General features: G+C 38.9%; 16 protein-coding genes and 1 pseudogene. 5 read left to right on the top strand and 12 right to left on the bottom strand.

The annotated features are described in order from the left end of the window. Positions 1-9: 9 nt before the first annotated feature. From IFO69_RS20990 to lepA, 7 genes and pseudogenes are all read right to left on the bottom strand, one after another. Positions 10-1,461, bottom strand: a complete 1,452-nt coding sequence (locus tag IFO69_RS20990; protein ID WP_192012118.1) for a RagB/SusD family nutrient uptake outer membrane protein — start codon at positions 1,459-1,461, stop codon at positions 10-12. 12 nt (positions 1,462-1,473) lie between these two features. Beyond that, positions 1,474-4,452, bottom strand: coding sequence for a SusC/RagA family TonB-linked outer membrane protein (locus IFO69_RS20985; RefSeq protein ID WP_192012117.1), 2,979 nt, complete (start codon positions 4,450-4,452; stop codon positions 1,474-1,476). A gap of 1,141 nt (positions 4,453-5,593) precedes the next feature. Further along, entirely contained in the window at positions 5,594-7,504 is a 1,911-nt protein-coding gene (locus IFO69_RS20980; protein ID WP_192012116.1) for an OmpA family protein, read from the bottom strand. Positions 7,505-7,508: 4 nt separating this feature from the next. Further along, positions 7,509-8,138, bottom strand: a complete 630-nt coding sequence (locus tag IFO69_RS20975) for a 7-carboxy-7-deazaguanine synthase QueE (RefSeq protein WP_192012115.1) — start codon at positions 8,136-8,138, stop codon at positions 7,509-7,511. A gap of 130 nt (positions 8,139-8,268) precedes the next feature. After that, positions 8,269-9,153, bottom strand: coding sequence for a bifunctional 5,10-methylenetetrahydrofolate dehydrogenase/5,10-methenyltetrahydrofolate cyclohydrolase (locus tag IFO69_RS20970; protein WP_192012114.1), 885 nt, complete (start codon positions 9,151-9,153; stop codon positions 8,269-8,271). Between the two features lie 165 nt (positions 9,154-9,318). Then, positions 9,319-9,486, bottom strand: a pseudogene (locus IFO69_RS21880) (four helix bundle protein); the annotation flags it as partial. A 196-nt stretch (positions 9,487-9,682) separates the two neighbouring features. Then, positions 9,683-11,476: a translation elongation factor 4 gene (lepA, locus tag IFO69_RS20960; protein ID WP_192012113.1), complete on the bottom strand. Its 1,794-nt coding sequence runs from the start codon at positions 11,474-11,476 to the stop codon at positions 9,683-9,685. Between the two features lie 174 nt (positions 11,477-11,650). Between lepA and IFO69_RS20955 the strand changes: the two genes are divergently transcribed. Then, positions 11,651-12,178 carry a DUF4924 family protein gene (locus tag IFO69_RS20955; RefSeq protein WP_192012112.1) on the top strand — a complete coding sequence of 176 codons (528 nt, stop codon included), beginning with the start codon at positions 11,651-11,653 and terminating at the stop codon, positions 12,176-12,178. A 36-nt stretch (positions 12,179-12,214) separates the two neighbouring features. Here the strand turns inward: IFO69_RS20955 and IFO69_RS20950 are convergent, their stop codons facing one another. Beyond that, on the bottom strand, positions 12,215-14,143 hold the full coding sequence (locus IFO69_RS20950; RefSeq protein WP_192012111.1) for an AAA domain-containing protein: 1,929 nt from the start codon (positions 14,141-14,143) through the stop codon (positions 12,215-12,217). 81 nt (positions 14,144-14,224) lie between these two features. Here IFO69_RS20950 and IFO69_RS20945 point away from each other — a divergent pair, with 81 nt between their 5' ends. Next, positions 14,225-14,821, top strand: coding sequence for an acyl carrier protein phosphodiesterase (locus IFO69_RS20945; protein WP_394354480.1), 597 nt, complete (start codon positions 14,225-14,227; stop codon positions 14,819-14,821). Beyond that, on the top strand, positions 14,808-15,257 hold the full coding sequence (locus tag IFO69_RS20940; RefSeq protein ID WP_192012109.1) for a hypothetical protein: 450 nt from the start codon (positions 14,808-14,810) through the stop codon (positions 15,255-15,257). Before IFO69_RS20945 ends, IFO69_RS20940 begins: the two co-directional genes overlap by 14 nt. A gap of 49 nt (positions 15,258-15,306) precedes the next feature. On the opposite strand, the gene IFO69_RS20935 is transcribed toward IFO69_RS20940, so the two are convergent. The 3 genes from IFO69_RS20935 to murI form a co-directional block, all read right to left on the bottom strand. Then, positions 15,307-16,359 carry a M42 family metallopeptidase gene (locus tag IFO69_RS20935; RefSeq protein WP_192012108.1) on the bottom strand — a complete coding sequence of 351 codons (1,053 nt, stop codon included), beginning with the start codon at positions 16,357-16,359 and terminating at the stop codon, positions 15,307-15,309. 105 nt (positions 16,360-16,464) lie between these two features. After that, entirely contained in the window at positions 16,465-18,348 is a 1,884-nt protein-coding gene (locus tag IFO69_RS20930) for an amidophosphoribosyltransferase (RefSeq protein WP_192012107.1), read from the bottom strand. A 286-nt stretch (positions 18,349-18,634) separates the two neighbouring features. Beyond that, entirely contained in the window at positions 18,635-19,441 is an 807-nt protein-coding gene (gene murI / locus IFO69_RS20925; protein ID WP_192012106.1) for a glutamate racemase, read from the bottom strand. A 334-nt stretch (positions 19,442-19,775) separates the two neighbouring features. On the opposite strand from murI, the gene IFO69_RS20920 reads away from it, so the two are divergent. Together IFO69_RS20920 and IFO69_RS20915 are read left to right on the top strand one after the other, a co-directional pair. Continuing rightward, the gene (locus IFO69_RS20920; protein WP_192012105.1) at positions 19,776-20,132 is read left to right on the top strand and encodes a hypothetical protein; all 357 of its coding nucleotides are present in this window, start codon (positions 19,776-19,778) and stop codon (positions 20,130-20,132) included. 316 nt (positions 20,133-20,448) lie between these two features. Continuing rightward, a complete protein-coding gene (locus IFO69_RS20915) occupies positions 20,449-21,834 on the top strand; it encodes a sigma-54-dependent transcriptional regulator (RefSeq protein ID WP_192012104.1) in 1,386 nt (461 codons plus the stop codon). A 5-nt stretch (positions 21,835-21,839) separates the two neighbouring features. Here the strand turns inward: IFO69_RS20915 and IFO69_RS20910 are convergent, their stop codons facing one another. Beyond that, positions 21,840-24,392 (bottom strand): ATP-binding protein, encoded by a 2,553-nt coding sequence (locus IFO69_RS20910; RefSeq protein ID WP_192012103.1) that lies wholly within the window; start codon positions 24,390-24,392, stop codon positions 21,840-21,842. Between the last annotated feature and the right edge of the window lie 19 nt (positions 24,393-24,411).

Genomic DNA, 24,411 nt, shown 5'->3' with positions numbered 1-24,411 from the left:
TTGCTTCTTTTAGTTATACTCAGGGTTATTCTCCAGCAAATCATTTAGGATGATCTCATCTTGTGGAATAGGTGCCAAGATCCTATAATCAGAATAGGGAACCTCTTCGAAACTTCCTGATTTAGTGATGGTCATACCATTTCTTTTCAGGTCAAACCATCTGTGTCCTTCGACAGCAAACTCAACCCTGTTTTCATACATGATCTGGTTCATCAAAGCGGTGCCGCTGGCTGAAGTAGCACCTAATCCTCTTTTACTTCTTAAAGCGTTTATATCCGAACGCGCTCCATCTTCATTACCCAAATTATATCTCGCTTCAGCTCTAATCAGATACAGTTCTGATGCCCTCATAATCGGTAAGTTTTCTAGAAAATCACCCTTATGACCTAGCCATTTGTTTGACCGATAAACTATCGCTGATGATCCTTCTCGAGTTGTCTGAGTCCAAGTCTCCCTACGTACATCTCCAGGCTCATAAGATGCCAACAAATCATCAGACACTGTCAAAATAAACTGCGCAGAAGGATAGACATTTGCAACTAAAGAGCATACGGAATTATTCAATCCATCCACGCTGTTCCAGTCTTGAGATCTGATCTCTACTTCAAAAAGGGATTCTGGATTTGGTGCAATAGAAAAACCAGCTACATAATCGTCTACTTCCATTAAGCCATTACCTGAGGCTGAAAGGCCAAATGAAGTCATAGCATCTGAGGCCAAGGAAGCTGCCTCTGTATACATAGAAGTGTACAAATAAACTTTAGCTAACAACGCTTGGGCCGCTCCTCGTGAGGCACGATAGACATCTTCCTCTCCCATCTCTGCAGTAGGAAGTAAGCTAATTGCTTGATTCAAATCTGCTATTATTTGATCATAAATCTCAGTATTAGTAGATCTAGCCCGAAAGTCTGCTGCAGACAATCCTAAAGTTGGAGTAGTCCTTAGAATTACACTCTGATCCCAACCATTCACTTCTTGGCCTGGCTCATACCCATAAACTCTAGCTAAATCAAAATAATTTAGTGCCCTAATAAAATATGCCTCACCCTTTACTCTATTTCTTAAGTTTTCATCTCCATCCACACCGTCAATTCCATCCAGAATAATATTGGCATCATTAATCGAGGCATACAAGCCTCTAAAATTATTGGTAGTGGAGAAATCCCAAAGATTGATATGAGCTCTGTCAGCGTTTGCTTCTTGACCGATATATCTACCAGTGTTTGCAATTACCTTCAAATTATCAGCCATCACTTCTGGCGCAATCATCATCACCTGACCGTAGTAGCTAAAACTTCTTGTTCTTCCATACATAGAATATGCAAGGGACTGATATCCCTCCACATCTGCAAATGCTGTTTCCGGTGTAAGACTCTGTCTAGGTTCCGTATCTAATAAATCAGAGCACGACCCCATAGCTAAGGAAGTTCCTACAAATAATATTTTTAATATATTTTTCATATGAATTCTGAATTAGAAATTTAGATTGATACCTGCTGAAATTTGCTTAGCATTTGGATAAGCGCCATAAGTACTTGATCCTACACTCAATACCTCAGGGTCGATACCGTTAAACTTAGTAATCGTTGCCAGGTTAATCCCTTGAACATAAATATTGGCTCTTTTCATACCAATCTTATTGGCAATGGCTACCGGTAATGAATACCTTAGGGTTACCTGTTTCAATCTGATATACCCCCCATCATTGATCAATCTAGTTGAAGAAGAACCTATACTGGAAGTACCAGGCTCTTGTCCTCCCTCATAGGGTTTAGGTGTTTTGGTTATATCACCAGGCTCCTGCCAATAGTCCAATTGAGACACATCCTGATTATCTGGACCAGACCCCGCGTAAGCAATATTATACAGATCCTGATTAAATACTTTGTTACCAAATTGATATTGAAAAAAGACTTCTAATGAGACCGGACCATAAGTAAAGGTATTGGAAAGGCCACCATAGCTACTTGGCAAGCCACTTCCAATGTACCTTAAGGAAGATTCACCTACGATATAGGTATAATCACCATTCTCATCAGCATACATAATTCTTCCGTTTGCCGGGTTAATTCCCAAAAATTCATTGGAGTATAAAAAATCAATTGGTTTTCCTACTATAAGGTCATTTCCTATTCGGTCCAAGCCATCATACAATTCCATTAACTCATTTTCAAGGAAGGTAATATTAAACCCTGTATTCCATTGAAAATCACCTGTAACGATGTTCACCGTTTGTAAGTCAATATCAATACCTTGGTTTCTCACTTTGCCAGTATTTCTGGTTATTTCTCCAAAACCTGAATCAACCGGCAGAGGGGTATTTAACAAGAGGGCATTGGAATTTTTTCTCCAAAAATCTACGGTTCCAATCAATCTACCATTAAACAAAGTCCAATCTAGACCAATGTTAAAAGTTTCAGCTTCTTCCCAAGTTAATAGGTCATTTCCTAATTGTGAAACCCTAAGTGCTCCTTCGCCAAGATACTGCCCAGTGCCTCCCACTAGTGTTCTTGAAGCAAAATTATCAATTTCAGAATTACCAGTCACCCCATAGGAAGCTCTCATTCTCAAGTTGTCTACCCAGGTCAGATCATCCATAAATGATTCAGAAGAAATCCTCCACCCAGCTGAAAAGGCATAAAAAGTCCCCCATTTGTACTCGGCGCCAAACCTAGAATTACCATCTCTTCTCAAGATGATTTCCGCATTGTACCTGTCATTGTAATCATACTTCACTTGGCCAAAAACACCCGCTCTTTTATACTCTGTATAATTACCTCCCACAGCGTATGGAGTCGCAGCATTTTGAAGATACCTCAAGGTAGGATTGGCAAACCCTCTACCGGTTGCGGTACTCAACTCATCCTGAGCACTTTTGTATTCAAAACCCAAAATTCCAGAAACAGTATGAATATCATCAAATGTTTTATTGAAATTGAAGTTATGGTTAGTATTGAAGTTATTGAATCTTCTATCTGTGTAAGTAGCTGAACCGCCATAGGGAGCAAAAGCAGGAATAGTCGATGGACGATTGTTTTCATCCCTATTATCGGAAAAATCGATTCCCGCGTAAGAGGTAAAGCTCAACCAAGGAGTAAACTGATAGTTCAATCTTAAATTTGAAACTGATTGAACAGTTGTCGCTCTTCTTAATTCTTCATAAACCCCTTGAACAATATTATAACCAAACAGGTGGTCTGAAGGGTAAGGAGCAAATTCTCCCTCCTCATCATAAATCGGCACATTTGGTCGAGCACTGAATCCTGCCACAAATGGGCCATTCACAAAATTTCCCCGATCAATGGTCCCATTAGTTCTCTGTGCAGCCAAGGAAATATTTGCTGCAACAGTAAATTTATCATTGGGCCTGTGGGTAATATTTAATCTAGCTGTCCCCCTCTTATAGTCTGATTGGATAATCTGACCTTCCTGAGCAGTGTATGAACCTGATAAATAAAAAGTAGTCTTTTCATCACCACCTGAAACTGACAAATCATAAATACTCAATCTGGCATTGTCCCTATACAAGGCATCCACCCAGTCGGTACTTTCCAAGTTTGAATCCTCTGGATTACCGTAAATCTCGGCCGCTCTATTGGGATCCAAGCCAGCATTGATATATGAAGCTCTTTTAATAGTTGCCAGTTGAGTAGCATCCATTACATCATACAAGCCCAATGGCCTAACAACCCCCTCTTGCACAGAAAGGGAAACGTTTGTGGCTCCATCCTTCCCTTTTTTGGTAGTGACTAATACCACGCCATTGGCTGCTTGAGCACCATAAATCGCAGCAGCTGCTGCATCCTTTAATACCTCGATGGACTCAATGTCATTTGGATTGATAGAAGCCAGTGCATTTTGACTTCCTTGTCCTGAAACACCTCGCGAGGAAACTTGGACACCATCAACAATATATAAAGGATCATTTCCTGCATTAATGGAACCAACCCCTCTAATCCTTACATTCAAGGTACCTCCAGGTTGTCCACTACCTGAGGTAACTTGAACCCCTGCAATCCTTCCTTGCATGGCCCTATCAAATGATTGCATGGGAAGGTTCTCAAAAATCTCCCCTTTTACAGAAGCAATAGCACCTGTAATCTCTCTTTTAGACTGATCACCATACGAAGTAATCACAAATTCAGTCAAGGTCTGTACATCTGACTCCAACGCAACATTGACGATCGATCTGTTTCCAATTTCGGCTTCTTGGGATTTCATCCCTACAAAACTAAAAATCAAAACAGAACCATTGGAAGGAACATTTATCGAATACTGACCATCTAAGTCAGTCGCAACTCCAACCGAGGTACCCTTTACCAGAACAGTTGCTCCTGGAATAGGTTCTCCATCAGCTGAAGAAGAAACTACGCCAGTTACAGTACGGCTTTGGCCAAACACCATAGTGTTGGCCAAAAGGACTAATAGTCCTAGCAGTAAAACTTTCTTCATAGTAAATAATTTTATTTTGGTTTAACTTATGTTAAGATAATCTTTTAGCCCATAATAATCCAAAAAAAATCCTTTTTTTCATATTACAAACACCTAGAATGATTTATAACCAAGCCCTATCAGGAAATAAATACGATATTTTATTCTAAAAAGATGATCAATAACAAAAAATAAACACAAACCAACTTGAAAATAAATACTTTCGTAAAAAAAATGAATAACAGAATTTTATTTAACAAAAATTAACCCTAATTCATTTGCGTTGAATTTATCTAATACAAAAATGTGTATTATAAATAAAGTTAACCGCATTAAAAACACGCCTCTATTCAAATGGCTTTGATTGCCTCACAAGAATTTACCTGAAATAGCGAGATTGCTTACGTAAAACCTTTTTGCATGAAGTGCGTCCTACTTCCTAGTTAATTTAACAGCAGAAAGTATGGCGATAAAGGTGAGCTTCTATTATCCTCAGATCCCTATCCTATTTTCATTTTTTAAACAAAAATGGAAATAATGTAATTGTTCCTTCAGTATGCATTTATTAAAGCCCGATGCTACAATTTGACCAAAGTAGGATAGCAACCTTTGTGTTGGTCGAAATATGTTGCAAGAAAGAAAATCTTATCTGAGCTATCTGATCCCCCAACAATTCGAAAAATCAAATCAGCCATTCAGCTCCTTAATAGTTGGAAAAATATTGCCTTATCGCGATGAGGGACAGAAGGATTCCCAAGGTTCTTATAACCAAAACATTGAAAGGGATGCTCCCAAGTTTCCCCAGGACTTAAGGTGTAGACTAGCCTAAATCTCTGATAAGAGAAACACGGCTAAAACACGGGATAAACACGGCTTAACTAGGGGTTAAATACGGGTTAAAGTGGCAATGTTAAAAATGTTACATTCATTAATATGGACCATTTTGACACTATAAACATGACTCCCACTGCCTGTCCGTCCCGCAAAGGAGATTCCACGGACCTAGGAGGGGCAGTAGAAAGGTTTAGACAATCATTTCTGTGAGATCTGTGCTGTTTTTGAAAGAATGTTTTGAAGGGTTAAATGTACTGGTGAAATAGCGGATACACAGATTATTTAAAATCTTATCCCCTCTTTTATCCTATAAAAGTTCCAGCTTCTTTTAATTTATAACAATCTCGATCCGACGATTCTTGGCCATGTTTTGAGGGCTCGTATTGGGTACCAAAGGTTTGCTATCTCCAAGTCCTTTCACCTTTAACCTTTCCCCAGGCACACCATGATCAATCAGGTACAATTGGACACTATTGGCTCTCCTTAGGCTTAAATCTTCATTGTACTGTTTGTCTCCCACACTATCTGTATGCCCTTCGATGATAATCCCAACCGTCTCATTTTCTTCCAAAAATTTCAGTAGCCTCAATAAAGAGCTTTTTGATTCAGGCTTCAAATCAGCTTTGTCAAAATCAAAAAAGACATTCTCAAAAATAAATTGTTCCCCTTTAGCAACTGGCTTTAGCCCAATTTCCATGTTTTTGATATTTTTCAAACTGTCCTTTTCCACATTGTATATCTGTGGAAGAAACCCTTGTTTCTCTATATACAATCCAGAAAATGCTTTATCAGGGTAAATCATCATGAATTTACCTGAATCCCCATCAGATTTAAATTCATACATGGTACTGTCGTTTTCCAAATTGACGAGTGCCAAAGTAGCTGCGATCGGCTCTCCTGTATTTTGGTTGCGCACTTTCCCCCCAGTGACAATTAGTCTTTCTCCCAAATCTATTTCTTCAGGAAAAGGAAATCGATAAAGAAATGACCTTTCTAAGGTACCATTCTTTAGACTATTCTCAGTATAGTAAGCGTAATCCCTTTGAGCTGTGATAAATAATGCCAACTGATCCAAATGATCATTAATGGGATATCCAAGGTTTTGCGGCTCTTCAAATGTTCCTCTGGAAATTTTGGAATTGTACAGATCCATCCCTCCAAATCCCATGTGTCCATCCGAAGCAAAAAAAAGAAGTTCATTATTGAAATAAATAAAAGGAGAAACCTCATCATACTTGGTATTGATGACCTCTCCTACATTGATAGGCTCTGACCAACCTCCACTTTTCAACCTCATGGTGTAATAAATATCATTTCCTCCATAACCTCCTCTTCGATTGGAAGAAAAGAAAAGTATGCTACCATCTGCAGAAAGGGAAGGTTGGGAGTCCCAGTACCTAGAATTGACTTTCTCACCCATGTTTTTTGGCTTTTGCCAATCACCATTGACTTTATAGGCAATGTATAAGTCACAGCTTCCATAAGAATCCGGAGCATCGCAGCTGGTATAAATCAAAATATTCCCATCGGCAGAAATGGTACAGGTACCTTCATTGCTCATGGTATTGATAATCGGAGACAAAGCTTCCGGATCGCTCCACTCATCTCCATTCCAAACAGCCGTGAAAATGTCTTCATGCTTTGCCCTATCAAGACCATCTCTCTTAGTAAAAAGTATCTGTTTACTATCAGCTGTAAGTACTGGAAAATATTGTAAATGGAATTCGTTTAAAGGAACAGGTAATTTTTCCTTATTGATTTCTTTAGCCTCAGACATGGAGTTTTTAATAAACTCCAATTGTTCTTCCATATCCTTAAACACCTTAGAAGATCTGAGACTATTTGAAAAATAAGTTTGAGAACGTTCAAACTTATCTATTGCCTGATCGAATTCTCCTGACTTGAGGTAAATATTTGTAATCAACCAAGCAAAATTCGCTTTGAATTCGGGGTTCTCCTTACTTTTTATATCACCTAAAAGTGCCACTTGAAGCGCCTCTTCTTTGTCCCCTCTACTCAATAGCAACTGCGACCATTTTTTATATGCCTCCAAAAAATTATCATTCCTCTTGACAGAGGCCTCGTATTTTAGAATCGCTTCATCATACCTGCGCCTCAAGGCCAAGTCTTCTCCCTCTTGGTAAAGCTTGATCGCCCTCCTGTCATCAATCGTGAATTCTTGACCGAAAAGATTGAAACTGATAAAAATTAAAAAAAAGACTATTTGGGTTGTTCTCATGTATTTACGGGATATCCATAAATTTATGAGTTTGGAGTGAAATATTCCAATCTGGGTGATTTTTTACGTAATTAATTATCTCGCTGGTATATTTTTCAGATTTGCTCCATTCTGGCTGAAGCAGTTTCCTACAGTCCTTTCTTACTTTCTCAGCATGTTTTTCAGCAAAAACAAAGTCACTTTTATGAAACACAATTACCTTAAGCTCATCTGCTTTCCCAAAAATACTCTCATGTGGAGCCTTAAACTTTTTTGGTGAAAAGCACACCCAATCAAAATGACCTGAAAAAGGATGGGTACCGCTGGTCTCAATATTTATTGTAAACCCTTTCTCCTTTAACAAAGATGTCAAAGGGTCTAGGTCGTACATTAACGGCTCTCCTCCTGTGATCACAACTAATCTCCCGGGATATTGCAGAGCACCTTCCACTATTGCATCGATAGTCTGAACTGGCCATTTCCCTGCTTCCCATGACTCTTTGACATCGCACCAAACACAACCCACATCGCACCCTCCTAAACGGATAAAATAGGCAGGACACCCTGTAAAACTTCCTTCACCTTGAATGGTATAAAATGATTCCATTACTGGAAGCATTGTTCCTTTCTCTATTGATTTTCTTGTCTCTTCCATTTCAATTTTTGATTGAGCGGGTGATTGAACCGCTTAAAATTCTAATTTCTATAAATGAAAAACAGGCTTTCTGTCCAGAAATTCATACTGGACAGAAATAAGCCTGTTTATCTAATGTATTTTACTACAACTAAGGATACACCTTTCTCTCTGCCGACTGAAGCGTATTATAAAGCAAAGAAGCAATTGTCATTGGTCCGACACCACCTGGGACAGGCGTAATGGCTGAAGATTTCTCTGCTACCTCGTCAAACTTCACATCGCCAATCAAGCGGAAACCACTCTTTTTGCTTGCGTCTTCAATTCTATGAATTCCCACATCAACTACAACAGTCCCTTCTTTCACCATGTCAGCAGTCACAAATTCAGGCTTTCCAATTGCGACAATGAGAATGTCAGCAGTTTTGGTGATTTCCTTTAAATTTTGAGTTCGGCTATGGGTCAGGGTCACCGTACAATTTCCTGGATTACCATTTCTGGCCATCAATATACTCATAGGAGATCCCACGATATGGCTTCTTCCGATCACCACACAGTGTTTGCCGGAAGTTTCTACATTGTATCGCTTCAACAATTCTACGATACCATAAGGGGTAGCCGCCACATAAGTAGGCCAATTCAACGCCATCCTTCCAACGTTGGCAGGAGTAAAGCCATCCACATCCTTCTCAGGTTTGATTTTAGAAGTTACCTTCTCAACAGAAATGTGATTCGGTAAAGGTAACTGAACAATCAGTCCATCTATATCCGGATTCTCATTGATATCCTCTACAGCTTTTAAAAGTTCCTCTTCAGAAACCGTCTCCTCCATTTTTACCAAAGTAGACTCAAAGCCAACATATTCACAGGCCTTTACTTTGGCTCCTACATAAGTTTGACTGGCACCATCATTTCCGACCAAGATGGCTGCCAAATGAGGGATTTTACCTCCTTCTGCTTTGATTTCCTTTACTCGGGCAGCTATTTCGTTTTTAATATCAGCTGATGTTTTTTTACCGTCTATTATTGTAGGCATAATTTGTTTTTTAAGTGAGAAGTTCGAAGTGGGAAGTACGAAGTTTAATAAAAAACTTCTTGACCCTATCTTCACCTATTTACTATTATGAAGCTTAACTTTCTTAATTGAAGCTACCATTATTGACAATATTTCATTGCCTTCTTGATGTAATACTTCAATATCTTAAGACAAGTCAGGCTTTATCTCTTTTAATATTTCTAGGAAGTAAAGACTTTCGTCTGCCTCTTCCCCAACTATTATTAATTTATTTAGAAAATCAGCATTTGATTTAGCCCTTTGGGGTGCTCTGTAGTTAGCGCCTACCGAGCTAGAACATCTTATCAACTGATTAACATAAGCATTAAACTCTCTAGATTAGGGAAGTTTGGAACAAAAAAACCAAGTTTTCACTGCATAGTCTTTTGTCATTTGAATCAGGTTATTTTTCATAGTAAAAAGTAATTCAGTGTTAAAATAATAATGATCGGTTACCAAATTAATTTGACTGAATACTTCCTACTTCAAGCCTCCCTCTTCGTATTTTCTTTTAATCTAACTTTAATACTGCCATAAATGCTTCTTGAGGCACTTCCACATTACCTACCTGTCTCATACGCTTCTTACCTTTTTTCTGCTTCTCAAGTAGTTTTCGCTTACGTGAAATATCACCACCATAACACTTGGCCAATACGTTTTTACGCATTGCTTTTACGGTTTCTCTAGCAATGATCTTTGTACCAATGGCTGCCTGAATAGCTATCTCAAACATTTGACGAGGCACCAATTCTTTCAGTTTTTCACAAAGTCGCTTACCCCACTCATAGGCTTTATCACGGTGCACTACTGCAGACAAGGCATCCACCACTTCCCCATTCAGCATCACATCTAAACGAACCATGTTGGATGGCTTGTTTTCCCTTAATTCATAATCCAAGGAAGCATAACCTCTTGAAATCGTCTTCAATTTATCGAAGAAGTCAAAAACAATTTCAGCCAACGGCATATCGAAAGTCAACTCTACACGGTCAGCGGTTAAATATACTTGGTTCTTAATTTGACCTCGCTTCTCCATACATAATTGGATCACGGGTCCCACATAATCAGCTTTCGTGATAATCGAAGCATGAACATATGGTTCTTCAATATGCTTGAACAAGTTAGGGTCAGGCATATCTGATGGCGCATTGATCAATTGGTACTCACCATTATTCATCAAAGCCTTGAATTGAACTGAAGGCACCGTGGTGATCACTGTCATGTCAAACTCCCTCTCCAATCTCTCTTGGATGATCTCCATATGCAACATTCCCAAGAACCCGCAACGGAAACCAAAACCCAATGCGGCTGACGTTTCTGGCTCCCAAACCAGTGAAGCATCATTCAATTGAAGCTTTTCCATCGAAGCGCGCAATTCTTCAAACTCCGTTGTATCTACTGGGTAAATTCCTGCAAATACCATCGGCTTCACATTCTCAAAGCCTTTGATTGCGGTAGAACAAGGCCTTTTGATATGGGTAATGGTATCTCCCACTTTCACTTCTTTAGCCACTTTGATACCAGAAATAAGGTATCCTACATTACCGGCACTAATAGTGCCTTGTGGCTTTTGCTGAATACCTAAAATCCCGATTTCATCGGCATCATATTCCTTGCCCGTATTGACAAATTTAATCTTGTCACCTTTATTGATGGTTCCGTTAAATACCCTAAAAAGAACCTCGACACCTCTAAAAGGATTAAAGACAGAATCAAAAATCATGGCCTGCAATGGTTCATCAGGATTTCCTTCTGGTGCCGGCACTTTTTCAACTACTGCATTCAAAATATCCTCAATCCCCAGCCCTTCTTTTCCTGATGCCAAAATAATATCCTCACGCTCACAACCTATCAAGTCGATAACCTCATCGGCTACTACTTCCGGGTCAGCACCAGGAAGATCAATTTTATTCAACACTGGAATAATTTCCAAGTCATGCTCCATGGCCAAGTAAAGGTTAGAGATAGTCTGAGCCTCCACTCCTTGGGACGCATCCACAATCAATAGTGCTCCTTCACATGCAGCAATCGACCTGGATACTTCATAGGAAAAATCCACGTGACCTGGCGTATCGATCAGGTTCAACGTATATTCTTCGCCATGGTAATCATATTTCATTTGGATCGCATGAGACTTGATCGTAATCCCTCTCTCACGTTCCAGATCCATGTTATCCAACAATTGATCTTGCATCTCTCTTTCAGTCACCGTGTTGGTAAACTGAAGCAGACGATCTGCCAATGTACTCTTCCCATGATCAATATGGGCTATGATACAGAAGTTTCTTATTTTTTGCATATCCATTCTGAGGGCAAAAATAGTAAATAGTTAGTGTTTTAATAGTATAGGTTTAACATATTTATAACCAAGCCAAATCCAAGCGTACTCGATTTCCCTCTTTGAAGGCCTCAATTAAAGTCTTTGCCTTGCTGAAGCTTAGATCCATCCTTATCTTTGTCGTCTCAAAACCTTATCACAATGAAACAACTTGCGGAAAAGAAACGAGAGCAAAATATTGGGGAATACATTGTTTACATGTACCAAATGGAAGACCTAATTCGATCCTATCAGTTCAATATGGAGGAAATCCGGCAGTATGTAATATCCCACTATCCAGTTTCTGAAGAAGAAAAAGAAGAAATTACAGAATGGTTTTCAGCTCTTGTGGAGCAAATGCAAAAAGAAAACATCAAAGAAGCTGGACATTTGTCTACCACACAAGAGGAAGTAAGCAAGCTAGCAAACATTCACTGGGGGTTACTCAAGAAAGACCAAGGATATTTTAAAATATATAACGAAGCCAAGCCTCATATCATTGAAGCCATTATGGCCGCCGAAGGTCAAGACCTTGGCAATGAAATTCAAATCTGCCTCAATGGAGTATACGGTTTATTATTATGTAGATTGACAGGAAAAAAACTCAGCCCAGAACAAGAAAAATCAGCACAAGCATTTGGCAGTGTCTTGAGTTACCTTAATCTGGCTTATATGGAAAAAGAAAATTAAAAGCCCTGATTGCTAAACAGAATGATGGGCTTTTTCTCAAAATTCCATCATTTCATAAATACTCTTATATAAGCCGTTTTCATTAACAAAATCCAAAAATTGCTGATAAAAAGGGTGGGCACTCAAGGTAGCACTATCCCCAATAACAATCAGCTTTCTTTTGGCCCGGGTCAATGCCACGTTCATTCTTCTGGTATCTGCTAAAAAACCAATCTCACCCTTTTCATTGGAGCGAACCAAGCTGATCAATATGACATCTCTTTCTTGACCTTGAAAACCATCAATGGTTCCTATAGTCACCTGCTCAGAAAGAGCCCTCAATTGGTCAAAATCTGCATTTTCATCCATTAATTCTACAAGCCTTTTCACTTGGGCTTTATAAGGAGATATAATCCCAATAGAGTATTTTTCGTCCAAAAACTTTTCCAAAGTGACCCTACCAATCAACTTTTCCAAAACTCCCAAAGCAAACCTGGCTTCCCCTCCATTGAGCTTACTCAATGAATCTTTTTCCAGATGTTCCTCAAACCCACTCCCTGCAGTATCAATAAACTCCATGACTGGTTCACCTTCTTTTAGCTGGTGGTTTAATGTATTAGAAGCTGCTTCCAGTTCCCCATTATAAAAATAGTCACTTGAAAACTTCATGATTATCTCAGGCATGCGGTATTGCATTTTGAGCATCCAGCTGGAATGCGGTTGCCTTTTGATTACTTTTTCAAAAAGAGTTTCACTTAATCCCTCATTACTCGCTTCAAACGACTTGATGGTGGGAGGGAGTTGGCAGTGATCCCCAGCCATGATCACCTTATCAGATTTCAATACAGGAATCCATGCAGCTGGTTCCATCCCTTGGCCAGCTTCATCTATAAACACTACAGGGAATTGCATTCCTTTTAACACAGGATTATTGGCCCCGACCAATGTTGTCGCCACTACCTGGCTTTGTTGAAAAACATCAAATAATATATAGTCCTCTAAATGTGATGCAGCTTCTTTTGCTTTGGAAGCTTCCGTCATCAATCTCTTCCTCTGCTCCCTCTCAGAATGTCCAAAACTTCTTTTATATTTTCTTCCTAACCTTCTGTATTCATCTGCTGATTTCCTGAGTTTTTTTAAATCCTTATAACTGCTATGAGCCGCAATCTTAGCATCTAAGGTCTGTTCCAAAATCTGGTCATCTACCCTTGCTGGATGTCCAACCCTAACCGTGTTCACTCCTTCAGAGGAGAGCTTTTCCACTAGTAAGTCCACAGCAGCATTACTTGGAGCACAAACCAAGACTTGACGATGGTGGGACAAAGCCCCTTTAATTACTTGCACCAAGGTGGTTGTCTTGCCAGTACCAGGAGGACCATGAATCACTCCCACATCTTTAGCTCCCAAAGCTCCATCAAATGCTTGCTTTTGACTCTCGTTTAAATTTTCAACTGTTTTAAATACTATTCGCTCCTGCTCTGCAGCCTGAACTTCTCCCAATAAAATATCTCGGAGCTGCCCTAGCCTACCCTGACCTGCCTTGATCACACTTTCCATAGCAAATTCCATTTCTCGATAGCTAGCCTCATCAAAATGGAGATCCACCCCTAATTTTCCATCATGAAGCCAGTCTGGCCATTCACTTCCCATCAAGGTTATGGTCATGGTATTTTTCTTGACGAAATTCACCACACCATTGACACGTAAGGGTTTTCCTTCTGAAAAATTGGAAAATAAGGAAACAGACTTGCCAGATTGGAAGCCATGAGATTCTTTGCTCTCAGACCTTTCTACCTCAATGATTGGCCTTTCTCCCATCCCCATCTTAGTCTTCACCAACTTAACAGGATACCAGCAAATTCCCTCTTTCTTTTTATCAGCAATAGATGCTCCCAAGGTCTTCAACCTGTATTGTTCCAAGTCTTCGGCCCACTCTTTTTTCAAAAGTTTTAAAGTTAATTTTAATTCTCCCTGTATTTTCGACATCAATGGTTATTTTTATTATTCAAAGCTAATGTATTTGACAGATCACTGAACCATTAAACCCTATTTTCTGACTTGAATTTTTTGGCCCACGCATACTTATCATTTGATCACCCTAAAGTTCTGTTAGGTAACTTTATAGGGGATTTTGTGCGTGGAAACCTGGAAGAACAGTTTGACCCTGACATTGTCACTGGGATTAATCTCCATCGAGAAATAGACCACTATACAGACACTCACCCTGTGGTTAAAGAAGCCCAAGAACTTCTTAAACCAACTTACAAAAGGTATGCGCTTGTCATTACAGATGTGTATTTTGATTATTTCCTAAGTAAATACTGGAATGATTACGATGATCGTAGCATTGAAGAATTTGCAGAAAAAGTCTATCATACTATTGAGGAAAACGACCATTTACTGCCCCAAAACTTTATGTACCTTTTTCATTTTATGAAAAAAGAAAACTGGTTGGTTGCCTATGGGACTATTGATGGAATGAAAGCTTCCTTGACTGGAATTTCAAAACATACCAGTTTTGAGTCCCACATGGAAACCGCCCACCTTTTCTTAAAAGAAAATGAATCAAAGCTAAAAGGCTATTTTGATGCTTTTTTTCCTGATTTGGTTAATTTTGCCAAGGAAAAACTAGAAGAGTTAAGTAAAAACCATGATTCATTGTAAACCAAAACGGGCCACTTATATTTCTCTTAGTGCAGTGGTGATCATTCTGATTTCGGGGCTTACCTATATCCTGAATGACTTCAGCACAAAAAGGACTTATGGCCTTTTCTTTTATTTGATTAGTGCAGCCATTCTTACCTTGGTTACTCTCTTGATTTTGGTCAAAATGATGGCTGGATATCGTTTTGTCAGTGCAGGAAAAAGTAAAATCCAAGTGCGGCTCCCTCTTCGTGGACTCAATAAAACTTATGATTTGAATCAAGTCTTGGCTTGGCAAGAAGAAATTGTAATCACAAATAAAAAGGAATTCAGGCAGCTGACCATTGCTTTTGAAGACAAAACCTCCATTAGCCTAAGCAATCATGAACACACTTCTTACACAGAGTTGTACACTTACCTGATCAAGAAAATACCTAAGAAAAAAGTTAAATCATAAAAAGAGGCCTGAATAAATATCAGGCCTCTTTTCTTCAATGATCAGTCTATTAATGCTTCCAATCATATTTATCGATCTCTTCCAAACAGGCATTCAGTAACACTACGCTTGCTGCAATATCATCTTTATTGGCCATTTCAATAACTTGATGCAGATGTCGGGTAGGAATAGAGATCGCACCTGCAATCGCTCCTTGCTTACCCATTCTCTGGACTCCAGCAGTATCAGTACCTCCAGCAGTTAATATTTCAGGCTGCCATTTGATATCTCTTTTTCCTGCGACCTTCTTCATATAGTCCACCATTCTATAGTCACAAATGGTCATGGCATCCATCACTTTGATAGCAGTGCCTTTGCCAAGTTCAGTTATTTTCTCGTGGGGAGAGGCACCCGGAACATCATACGCAATAGTTGTATCTAAAGCAATCCCAAAATCAGGGTCAATTCCGTGAGCAGCTACATTGGCTCCACGAAGACCTACCTCCTCTTGCACAGTAAATGTTGCATAAACATCATATGGAGGATTTTTAAGAGTCCTTAATGCTTCCAGCAAGATAAACACAGCCACCCTATTGTCTATAGACTTACAGTTGACACAGTTCCCCATCTCTACCAACTCTCTATCACGTGTAACGGGATCTCCCACCTGCACATACTGCTGTACTTCCTCCTTACTCATTCCTAAATCAATAAAGTAATCCGTGGTTTTTGGCAGTTTATTACGTTCCTCAGGGGTCATGACATGGATGGGTTTGCTTCCCATCACCCCTATCAAGTCCTTTTTACCATGAACAATTACCCGCTGTGCAGTCAAGGTTTTAGGATCAAATCCACCCAATGTATGAAACCTCAGAAAACCATTATCATCGATATGGGTAACAATAAATCCGATCTCATCCATATGGGCTGCTACCATAACCTTTTTCCCTTCAGGGTTATTGGCACCTTTCTTAATGGCGATTACATTTCCCAAATTATCCACTTTCACTTCATCCACTAGAGGACTTACTACCTCAACCACCAAGTCCCTAATTCTTTTTTCAAATCCGGGCGCTCCTGCTATCTCGCAAACTTGTTTTAAAAGTGCTGTATTGATACTCATATTTATTATTGAAATTTCGTTATGTAATGATAGTTTTCAGCTAGCTGAAAAACAAAAAAGGCCATCAAAACAATGGCCTTTTCAAATATAAAATTTATCTCTTAATTAATAGGCCCTTACGGCCTTTCCTTCTCTAAAATTAACAAAGGATTTATTCACAACCCTCATCCCCCCTGCAGTAGGGAAGTTTCCAGTAAAATACCAGTCTCCCAAATGGTCTGGGCAAGACTTGTTAAGGTTTTCTACAGTTTGATAAATCACCTTCACCTCTGCTTTTATCTGATCGGTGGTAATGATTTCAGCAATCTTATTGGATATCTCCTGAGGAGTAAATCTATTATAGACTTCTTTGACGTAATTTTCCTTTGAGGTCGGATTAGCAACGCACTTCTCATATACCTCATCCAAGATATATTCCTGACCAGTTTCTTCCAACAACTTCAATGCTGCTCTAAAAGCAATGAATTCTTTCATTTTGGACATATCTATACCGTAGCAATCAGGAAATCTGATTTGAGGAGCAGAAGAAACCACGATGATACGTTTAGGATTTAATTTATCCAAAGTAGTCAAAATGCTTTTCTCCAAAGTAGTCCCTCTTACAATACTGTCATCCAAAACCACAATGGTATCCACACCGGGACGGATCACTTCATAAGTGGTGTCATAAACATTGGCAACCATCACGTCACGGTCATTGTCATTTGTGATGAAAGTCCTTAATTTGACATCTTTGTTCACCAATTTCTCTACCCTTGGACGGAAATTCAACAATTCCTCTATATCACCCAAATGAGGTTTACCTTCCAATAATATTTCTCGTCTTTTGGTACTCAAATAATCTTCAAGACCTTCGATCAATCCTAAGAAAGCGGTCTCTGCTGTATTAGGGATATAAGAAAATACGGTATTTTTAAGATCAAAGTCAATTGCTTTGAGAATCTGTGGGATAAGCGCTTTGCCCAATTGCTTACGCTCTCTGTAAATATCAGGGTCAGTTCCCCTTGAAAAATATATTCTCTCGAAACTACAAGATTTCTTCTCTAACGCTGGAATAATCTCATGCTCTCCATATGAACCATCCTTATTCACGATCAAGGCATGTCCAGGCTGAATTTCTTGAATGGCGTTATAGTCTATATTGAAAGCAGACTTGATCGCTGGCTTCTCAGAAGCAATGACCACAATTTCATCATCCGCATAATAGTAGGCGGGTCTGATCCCAGAAGGATCCCTCACCACAAAACTAGCCCCATTTCCGATGATCCCTGCCATAGCATATCCTCCATCAAAATCCCTACAAGATCTCCTTAGAATCCTAGCTACATCCAGCTCTCTTTCGATCACTTCCGTAATTTCATGGTTCGTGTATTGTCCCTTGTATTTATTGAAAATCCTTTGGTTTTCTTCGTCCACAAAGTGACCAATCTTTTCCATCACGGTCACTGTATCTGTTTTCTCTTTTGGGTGCTGGCCAAGCTCAACCAACTTGCCGAATAACTCTTCAACATTTGTCATATTGAAGTTTCCAGCCATCACCAAGTTTCTACTTCTCCAGTTATTTTGCCTCAAAAACGGATGGCAAGTTTCAATACTATTCTCTCCGTGCGTACCATACCTTAAGTGCCCTAACCAAACTTCGCCAGAAAAGGCCACATTGTCCTTAATCCATTCAGCATCATTCAATCCTTCATCACCGCCTTGTTTCTTAGCTTTTTTAAATTTCTTGGAAACTTTGGCAAAAATTGAGTTGACTGCCTGTGGATCGATCGACCTATACCTACTGATGTATCGGGTCCCAGGCTTGCTATTAATTTTAATGTTTGCAATACCTGCTCCATCTTGTCCTCTGTTGATTTGCTTCTGCATCAAGACATAAAGTCTGTTCGCTGCATACAGAGGAGTTCCATACTTATCAATGTAATATTGAAGAGGTTTGCGGAGCCTGATCATGGCTATACCGCATTCATGTTTAATTTGATCGCTCATCGAGTATTAGCAAGTAGTATTTTAAGAGGCAAAGTTACATCTTTTTTATAACTTATACCCATGTTACCTTCTGGATTCACAACCCAAAATCAAAAAGAAAAATTCATTTTTACAAAATTTGAACGCGACAAACTAACAATTCGGTAAACAAAATTTTGTCATATCCCACAAACCCTTTATTTCCATCTTCATTTCACCACCATACAGAGCATTCATTGCCCCAAAGTGTCATTTTGTAAAACAACAAAAAAAGAGTGTTGATTCTAATCTAGATGGTAAAACTGCCTTATTCCCAAAGGGGGTATTTCTCCAAATTAACTTCCTTACCGAAAAAAAGCTTGGTAGTATTTTCAAAAGAGGGTGTATAATCTGAAACCAAAAAACGATCTTTTGCTTTTTCCCCTTTGTTTATAAGGCCTTCGTCAATAAGATAAGCCTTAGTCGCCTCTGCCACCATTTCTGAGCTGTCGATCACTTCTACCTTTCCCTGATAAATTTCATCTATTTGAGGCTTGATCAATGGATAATGAGTACACCCCAAAATTAAGGCATCTACTCCTTCCAGCTCCTCATCATCCAAGTATGTCTTAATAATCACTTCGCTAATATCATTGTTATGAAACCCTTCCTCAACCATAGGAGCAAGAAGAGGAGTGGCCAGTGCCTTAAATATTATACCTTTATTTAATGCTTCAATTTTATGCCTGTAAACTCCCGAATTTACAGTTTGCTTAGTTCCTATCAGTCCTACTTTCTTTCCCGAATGATGGTCTTTTACATATTCCACAACTGGCTCGATTACATCAAAAACAGTAGCCCTTGAAGCCACATAGGCTTTCACCAACTCGAAGGCAGCCGTTGAAGCAGAATTGCAGGCAATCAATATCATCTTGCAATTCGCCTTAAGCAACACATCAGCTATTTTAACCGAGTAAGCCTGAATCGAAGCAGTACTTTTATCTCCATAAGGTAAGTGGGCTGTATCACCAAAATAAATAAGCTGTTCATTGGGCAATACCTTTTTGATGGCCCTAGCTACGGTTAAACCGCCAATTCCGCTGTCAAAAATCCCTATGGGAGAAGATGCTGTCATGCTATCAATTTCAAAGATGTTCCACTCATTTTACTTTACAAAACTATACAAAAAAGAACCCTCAGGTGCACGTACCTGAGGGTATTTTGCAAGCAAAGAGTTAAATAATTATTTGTATTAACCAAATATAGTAATTTTAGTAAAAGAGCCAAAGCCTCTCAAAAAAGGCCAAAAACACCAAACAATGCTCCACATACTGTAGACAATCTCCCCAAATTAAAACTAGTCTCCCTTAAAAACCACTTATTCACTGCTTATTTATGTACTGGCCTAATTTTAGCACAAACTATAAACACCTAATAGCAAAGTAATTACCCTACAAAATTTGCATATTATGATTTCCAAATTATTTCCCATCGTGTTAATCCTTTCAACCATTTCTGCCTGCTCAAGTCCAGGTAATGGTTCTATTAATAGTACCACTCATATTCATCAAGTTATATCTGAAGAAGACCTCCCCAAAAGTATTAGCAATAACTTAAAAAATAATTTAGCTTTTTCTGACCTTGAATTGATAGAAGTGACCAAGTCTCGTTCGTTCGGGGATCCTATTTATGATTTAAAGTTTATGGATGAGGGACACTTTATTATCCGTGCCAAGTTTGACCATGAAGGTAGATTAGTGCCTTATGAAACGGTTAACCTTAAGATTGCGCAGCCCCAAAAGCAATATTTTTCTATTTTTTATTAATCAAGTAAAATTAATTCTCACCCCTATTTTTCAAAAATTCAAAAAACAGCATACAAAGAACAATTATCCTATTAAATAGTTGTGATTGAAAAATAGTATTAAAAACCAGTTCTTTTTTTTGAAAAGCTTTTCTATTTTATGGTTAATTTAGCGCTTGAAAAGCACGCCAACTCACAAATCTTGAATCTTTTACATCTTTAATAGCATCCCTTGCAAGGGTTGTGCATTGCGCACAGAAGAAGTAAAAATTATTCAAAATTGTGCACTATGGCATAGTTTCAGCTACTCATATTTACCGTTATCCTAAAGTAAGCATATGTCCAAGGAAAAAATACTTCTTATAGAAGATGATTTAACATATTCGAAAATCATTAAAAATTTCCTCGAAAAAAACGAGTATGAAGTAGATAAGACGACCAAAATCGCTGAAGCCTTCAACATGATGGAAAAGGCAGCCTACGATCTTGTAATTACAGATTACCGACTTCCTGATGGCACCGGTATGGAAGTGCTAGAAAGCATAGTAAATCAAAAGAAGAATACTAGGGTAATTCTAATTACAAATTACTCAGATATCAGGACAGCCGTACGCTCTATGAAACTTGGAGCTTTTGAATATATCTCCAAACCAGTCAATCCTGATGAATTGTTGGCTACAGTTCAAGAAGCATTAAAAACTACTCCTTTTAGGGAGAGTACAGAGATAACGCCTCCAAAACCAAAAAATTCATCTAGCTCCCGGTCGGAACTTTCTGAAGACAATAGCCACTATGTTGTAGGCAAAAGTCCTGAAGCGCTCCAATTAGAACAATACATCTCTTTGGTTGCCCCTACAGAAATGAGTGTAGTTGTTTTGGGAGAAAGCGGCACCGGAAAGGAGTTTATTTCAAAAAGAATTCACGAAAAGTCCAAAAGAAACAACGGGCCATTTGTAGCCATCGACTGTGGCGCTTTGTCAAAAGAACTTGCAGGAAGTGAACTCTTTGGACATGTGAAAGGGGCCTTTACCGGGGCATTGGATAATAAGACGGGTCACTTCGAAATGGCTAATGGGGGCACTATTTTCCTGGACGAAATAGGTAATCTAAGCTATGAAGTTCAGATCAAATTACTCAGGGCCATTCAAGAAAGAACAATAAAAAAAATAGGGGGTACAAAAGATATCCCAATCGACGTAAGGATTATTGTAGCGACCAACGAAGATCTTTCTAATGCAGCCAAAAGTGGGGAATTCAGAGAAGACCTTTATCATAGACTTAATGAGTTCAGCTTAAAATCAAGTCCGCTTAGAGAAAGAGGTGCAGACTTGTTTCACTATTCTGAAATATTCCTCCAAGACGCCAATGAATCATTGGGCAAATCCATTAAAGGATTCAGTAGTGATGTGAAAGAAATATTCGAGAGTTATAGCTGGCCAGGAAACTTAAGGGAGCTTAAGAATATTATCAAAAGGGCCGTACTGCTCACCAGTGATGATTATATCCAAAAAGAAGCCTTGCCTGTGGATTTACTCTTACCTGAAAACTCCAGTTCTAACAATTCAGGCACAAAAGATTTGAAGTCTTCATTTGAAGTCCAAGAAAAGGCCATGATCATAAAAACTTTGAACGATGTAAAACACAATAAATCCAAGGCTGCAAAAATCTTAAATATTGACCGTAAAACACTTTACAACAAAATAGAGAAGTACGGCATAGACTGATAGGATTAGCTCATTTGGCTGAGCAATTGATAATCTTCAAGAATCTGATCCAAGACCAACAGGGTTTCATCCTTAATCTTTTCCACCATACCTGCTGCTCCAGATGTATTCCCTTCCTTGAGGTCATATTCCAAACCCCTAGCTAAAATGCTAGACTTTATCTTTAATTGACCTAGCCTGCTGCCCAGCTTATGTGCAATTTCCAGCAATGAATCCCAATTTTGAGATTGATTAGCCTGATCGAGTTCAATTAAATCTGTTGAAGTAGTAGTACAAAAATCCAACAAAACTTCTCTTAGCATTTCTTCATCATTCATGCAGAATTTCTTCAGGTCCACTAAGTTGTACCCCAACCCTACCGTTACACCATTTTCAGTCTTTGAAGAGGGTGCTATGCTGGCCTGTATAGCTTCTAGCTTTAGAATTTTGCCTATTTCCTTTATTAAATCACCTTCCTTAAATGGCTTTAAAACAATTTCATCAAAGCCGGCATCTTCCAAATGGTCGCGTTCTTTTGCAAATACATTGGCCGTGATAGCAATAGCAGGTAAATCCTTGTACGCTTCTTTTGACCTTAAGATCCTCAACGCTTCATACCCACTGACCTCTGGCATTTGAATATCCAATAAAGCCATGTCAAATGCTTCCTCTTCTAACTCATCACGCATGGACACCCCTCCCAAATAATCATGCACATAAGCACCGTTGCTCTCCAGCAATAGCTTAGCAAACTTTAAGCCTATTGGATCATCATCCACCAACAATATATTCAAACCTTTAAGATTATAAGAAGTACTATATTCATCTGCATGTGCAATTTCTGCCTCCACTAACTCAACAGGCACATCAAACTTAATTTCTGTCCCTTCTCCTATTTGACTTTCCAGTACAATCTTTCCTTTTAGCAGATCTAACATTCTTTTGACAATAGCCAAACCTAAACCTGTACCACCGTACCTCCTATTAATTGAACCATCACCTTGATTAAATTCCTTGAATATATTCTGCTTGAAGTCTTCCGTCATCCCAATTCCTGTATCTGCTACTACCACGGATAAGTACCCTGTTGGTTCATAATTAATCCGAACCTCCACTTTGCCCTTTTCAGTAAACTTCATGGAATTACCTATCAAATTATTGAGTATTTGACTGATTCTCAACTCATCCCCTGAAAGCCACTTGTCCTTAGGAAGATCAATCTTCCAGATAAAATCAAGTTGTTTGTCTTTTGCTTTCAATTCAAATGAATTTTTTATGGAATTAAAAAGTTGATAAGGGTCAAAAGGGTGATTTTCGATGGCAATTTTACCTGCTTCTAGTTTGGACAAATCCAAAATATCATTAACAATTCCGGAAAGTGTTTCCGCCGCAAATCCTACCATGTTCACATAATCTTCCTGATCTTTGGTCATGGAAGTCTTTTTGATGGCGTCGTTATACCCTTGAATAGCATGAAGTGGATTACGGATTTCATGGCTCATATTAGCAAGAAAATTCTGCTTGGCCTTCGCAAGCTTATCTGAACGCTCTTTGGCTTTTTCCAACTCAACTCGATAGCTTTCATCTTTATTGATCTCAGTGAGAATACTATAAATAAAGGCAGAAGAGCCCACTACCCCTACGAAAATCAGTACTCCCAATAAAATTGAAACATCAAAGGCCAAATCATATAAGGAGTTATTTTTCTGCTTGGCTTCCTGGATTGCGTCTTTCTGTAAATTTGAAATCACTGACTGTGTTTCTTCAATCAGCGCCTTGTTTTTTTCGGTCAGCTCTTGCTCCAAATTGGCCAAATTGGATCTCAATCTCTGTTCCTCATAATTGATATCCAACAAAAACTGTTTTACCGTGTACAAAACAGAATCTGAAGGAGCACCAATACCCTGACTTAACGTATCAGCACTATTTCTTGGTCTGAATTGCTGGAACATATCCCTGAGATTTTCCATCTCAGCTTCTGTCATCAGGTTTGTATTTCGAGAATCGACATTGTTTAATGCCTTTTTGGGAGCTGTATATTCAGAATCTGTCCTGTTTGTCCTTCGGATTTTATGGTCAAACCTTATCCTTCCCAAGCTTTGAAGTCTGTTAAGTTCTTCCTGTCTCTTTATTTTTGTCTCTAAATTCTTAAGGGCTTCTCGGCTGAAATTCCTATTGATCAGGCTATTTTTGACATCCCTCAAGCCATTATAGACAGTCACGAGTTCATTTATGTTGAAATTAATCTTTTTCAAATGGTTCAGCTCGGCTGTATCATTGGCATACCTTTCGAGATAATCCAGCCTTCTTTCAATCAGGTCTATGTAATTTTCAGCTACCGTGGTATCTCCGTCTGATTTAAAATTTCCTTTTACTTTGTCCAATTGGTAGACATCCGCCAGCAAAGCATTCAACTGATTGAGTCTTTCACTTGGCTCCGAAAGTGTTTCGACAGTATTCAAAAGTTTATCCAAGCTGAAATAAGTAATCGCGCTGACACTCATGACCAAAATAATGGCCAACAAAAATCCTACAACTACTTTTCTTCTTGCTTTATGGGTGGTTTCTGGCTTTTTCACAATACCCTGAATTTCAGCA

Origin of the sequence: Echinicola arenosa, assembly GCF_014841125.1 — a bacterium.
GTDB lineage: Bacteria > Bacteroidota > Bacteroidia > Cytophagales > Cyclobacteriaceae > Echinicola > Echinicola arenosa.
Note: the sequence above shows the minus strand (reverse complement) of the source record. Positions and strands in the feature narration are given on the sequence as shown.

Bases quoted from the DNA above. Each gene is read 5' to 3' on its own strand.
- IFO69_RS20990 (WP_192012118.1), bottom strand. From the start codon at position 1,461: ATGAAAAATATATTAAAAATATTATTTGTAGGAACTTCCTTAGCTATG.
- IFO69_RS20950 (WP_192012111.1), bottom strand. From the start codon at position 14,143: ATGTCGAAAATACAGGGAGAATTAAAATTAACTTTAAAACTTTTGAAA.
- IFO69_RS20985 (WP_192012117.1), bottom strand. From the start codon at position 4,452: ATGAAGAAAGTTTTACTGCTAGGACTATTAGTCCTTTTGGCCAACACT.
- IFO69_RS20940 (WP_192012109.1), top strand. From the start codon at position 14,808: ATGATTCATTGTAAACCAAAACGGGCCACTTATATTTCTCTTAGTGCA.
- IFO69_RS20955 (WP_192012112.1), top strand. From the start codon at position 11,651: ATGAAACAACTTGCGGAAAAGAAACGAGAGCAAAATATTGGGGAATAC.
- IFO69_RS20935 (WP_192012108.1), bottom strand. From the start codon at position 16,359: ATGAGTATCAATACAGCACTTTTAAAACAAGTTTGCGAGATAGCAGGA.
- IFO69_RS20920 (WP_192012105.1), top strand. From the start codon at position 19,776: ATGATTTCCAAATTATTTCCCATCGTGTTAATCCTTTCAACCATTTCT.
- IFO69_RS20930 (WP_192012107.1), bottom strand. From the start codon at position 18,348: ATGAGCGATCAAATTAAACATGAATGCGGTATAGCCATGATCAGGCTC.
- IFO69_RS20915 (WP_192012104.1), top strand. From the start codon at position 20,449: ATGTCCAAGGAAAAAATACTTCTTATAGAAGATGATTTAACATATTCG.
- murI (WP_192012106.1), bottom strand. From the start codon at position 19,441: ATGACAGCATCTTCTCCCATAGGGATTTTTGACAGCGGAATTGGCGGT.
- IFO69_RS20970 (WP_192012114.1), bottom strand. From the start codon at position 9,153: ATGCCTACAATAATAGACGGTAAAAAAACATCAGCTGATATTAAAAAC.
- IFO69_RS20980 (WP_192012116.1), bottom strand. From the start codon at position 7,504: ATGAGAACAACCCAAATAGTCTTTTTTTTAATTTTTATCAGTTTCAAT.
- lepA (WP_192012113.1), bottom strand. From the start codon at position 11,476: ATGGATATGCAAAAAATAAGAAACTTCTGTATCATAGCCCATATTGAT.
- IFO69_RS20975 (WP_192012115.1), bottom strand. From the start codon at position 8,138: ATGGAAGAGACAAGAAAATCAATAGAGAAAGGAACAATGCTTCCAGTA.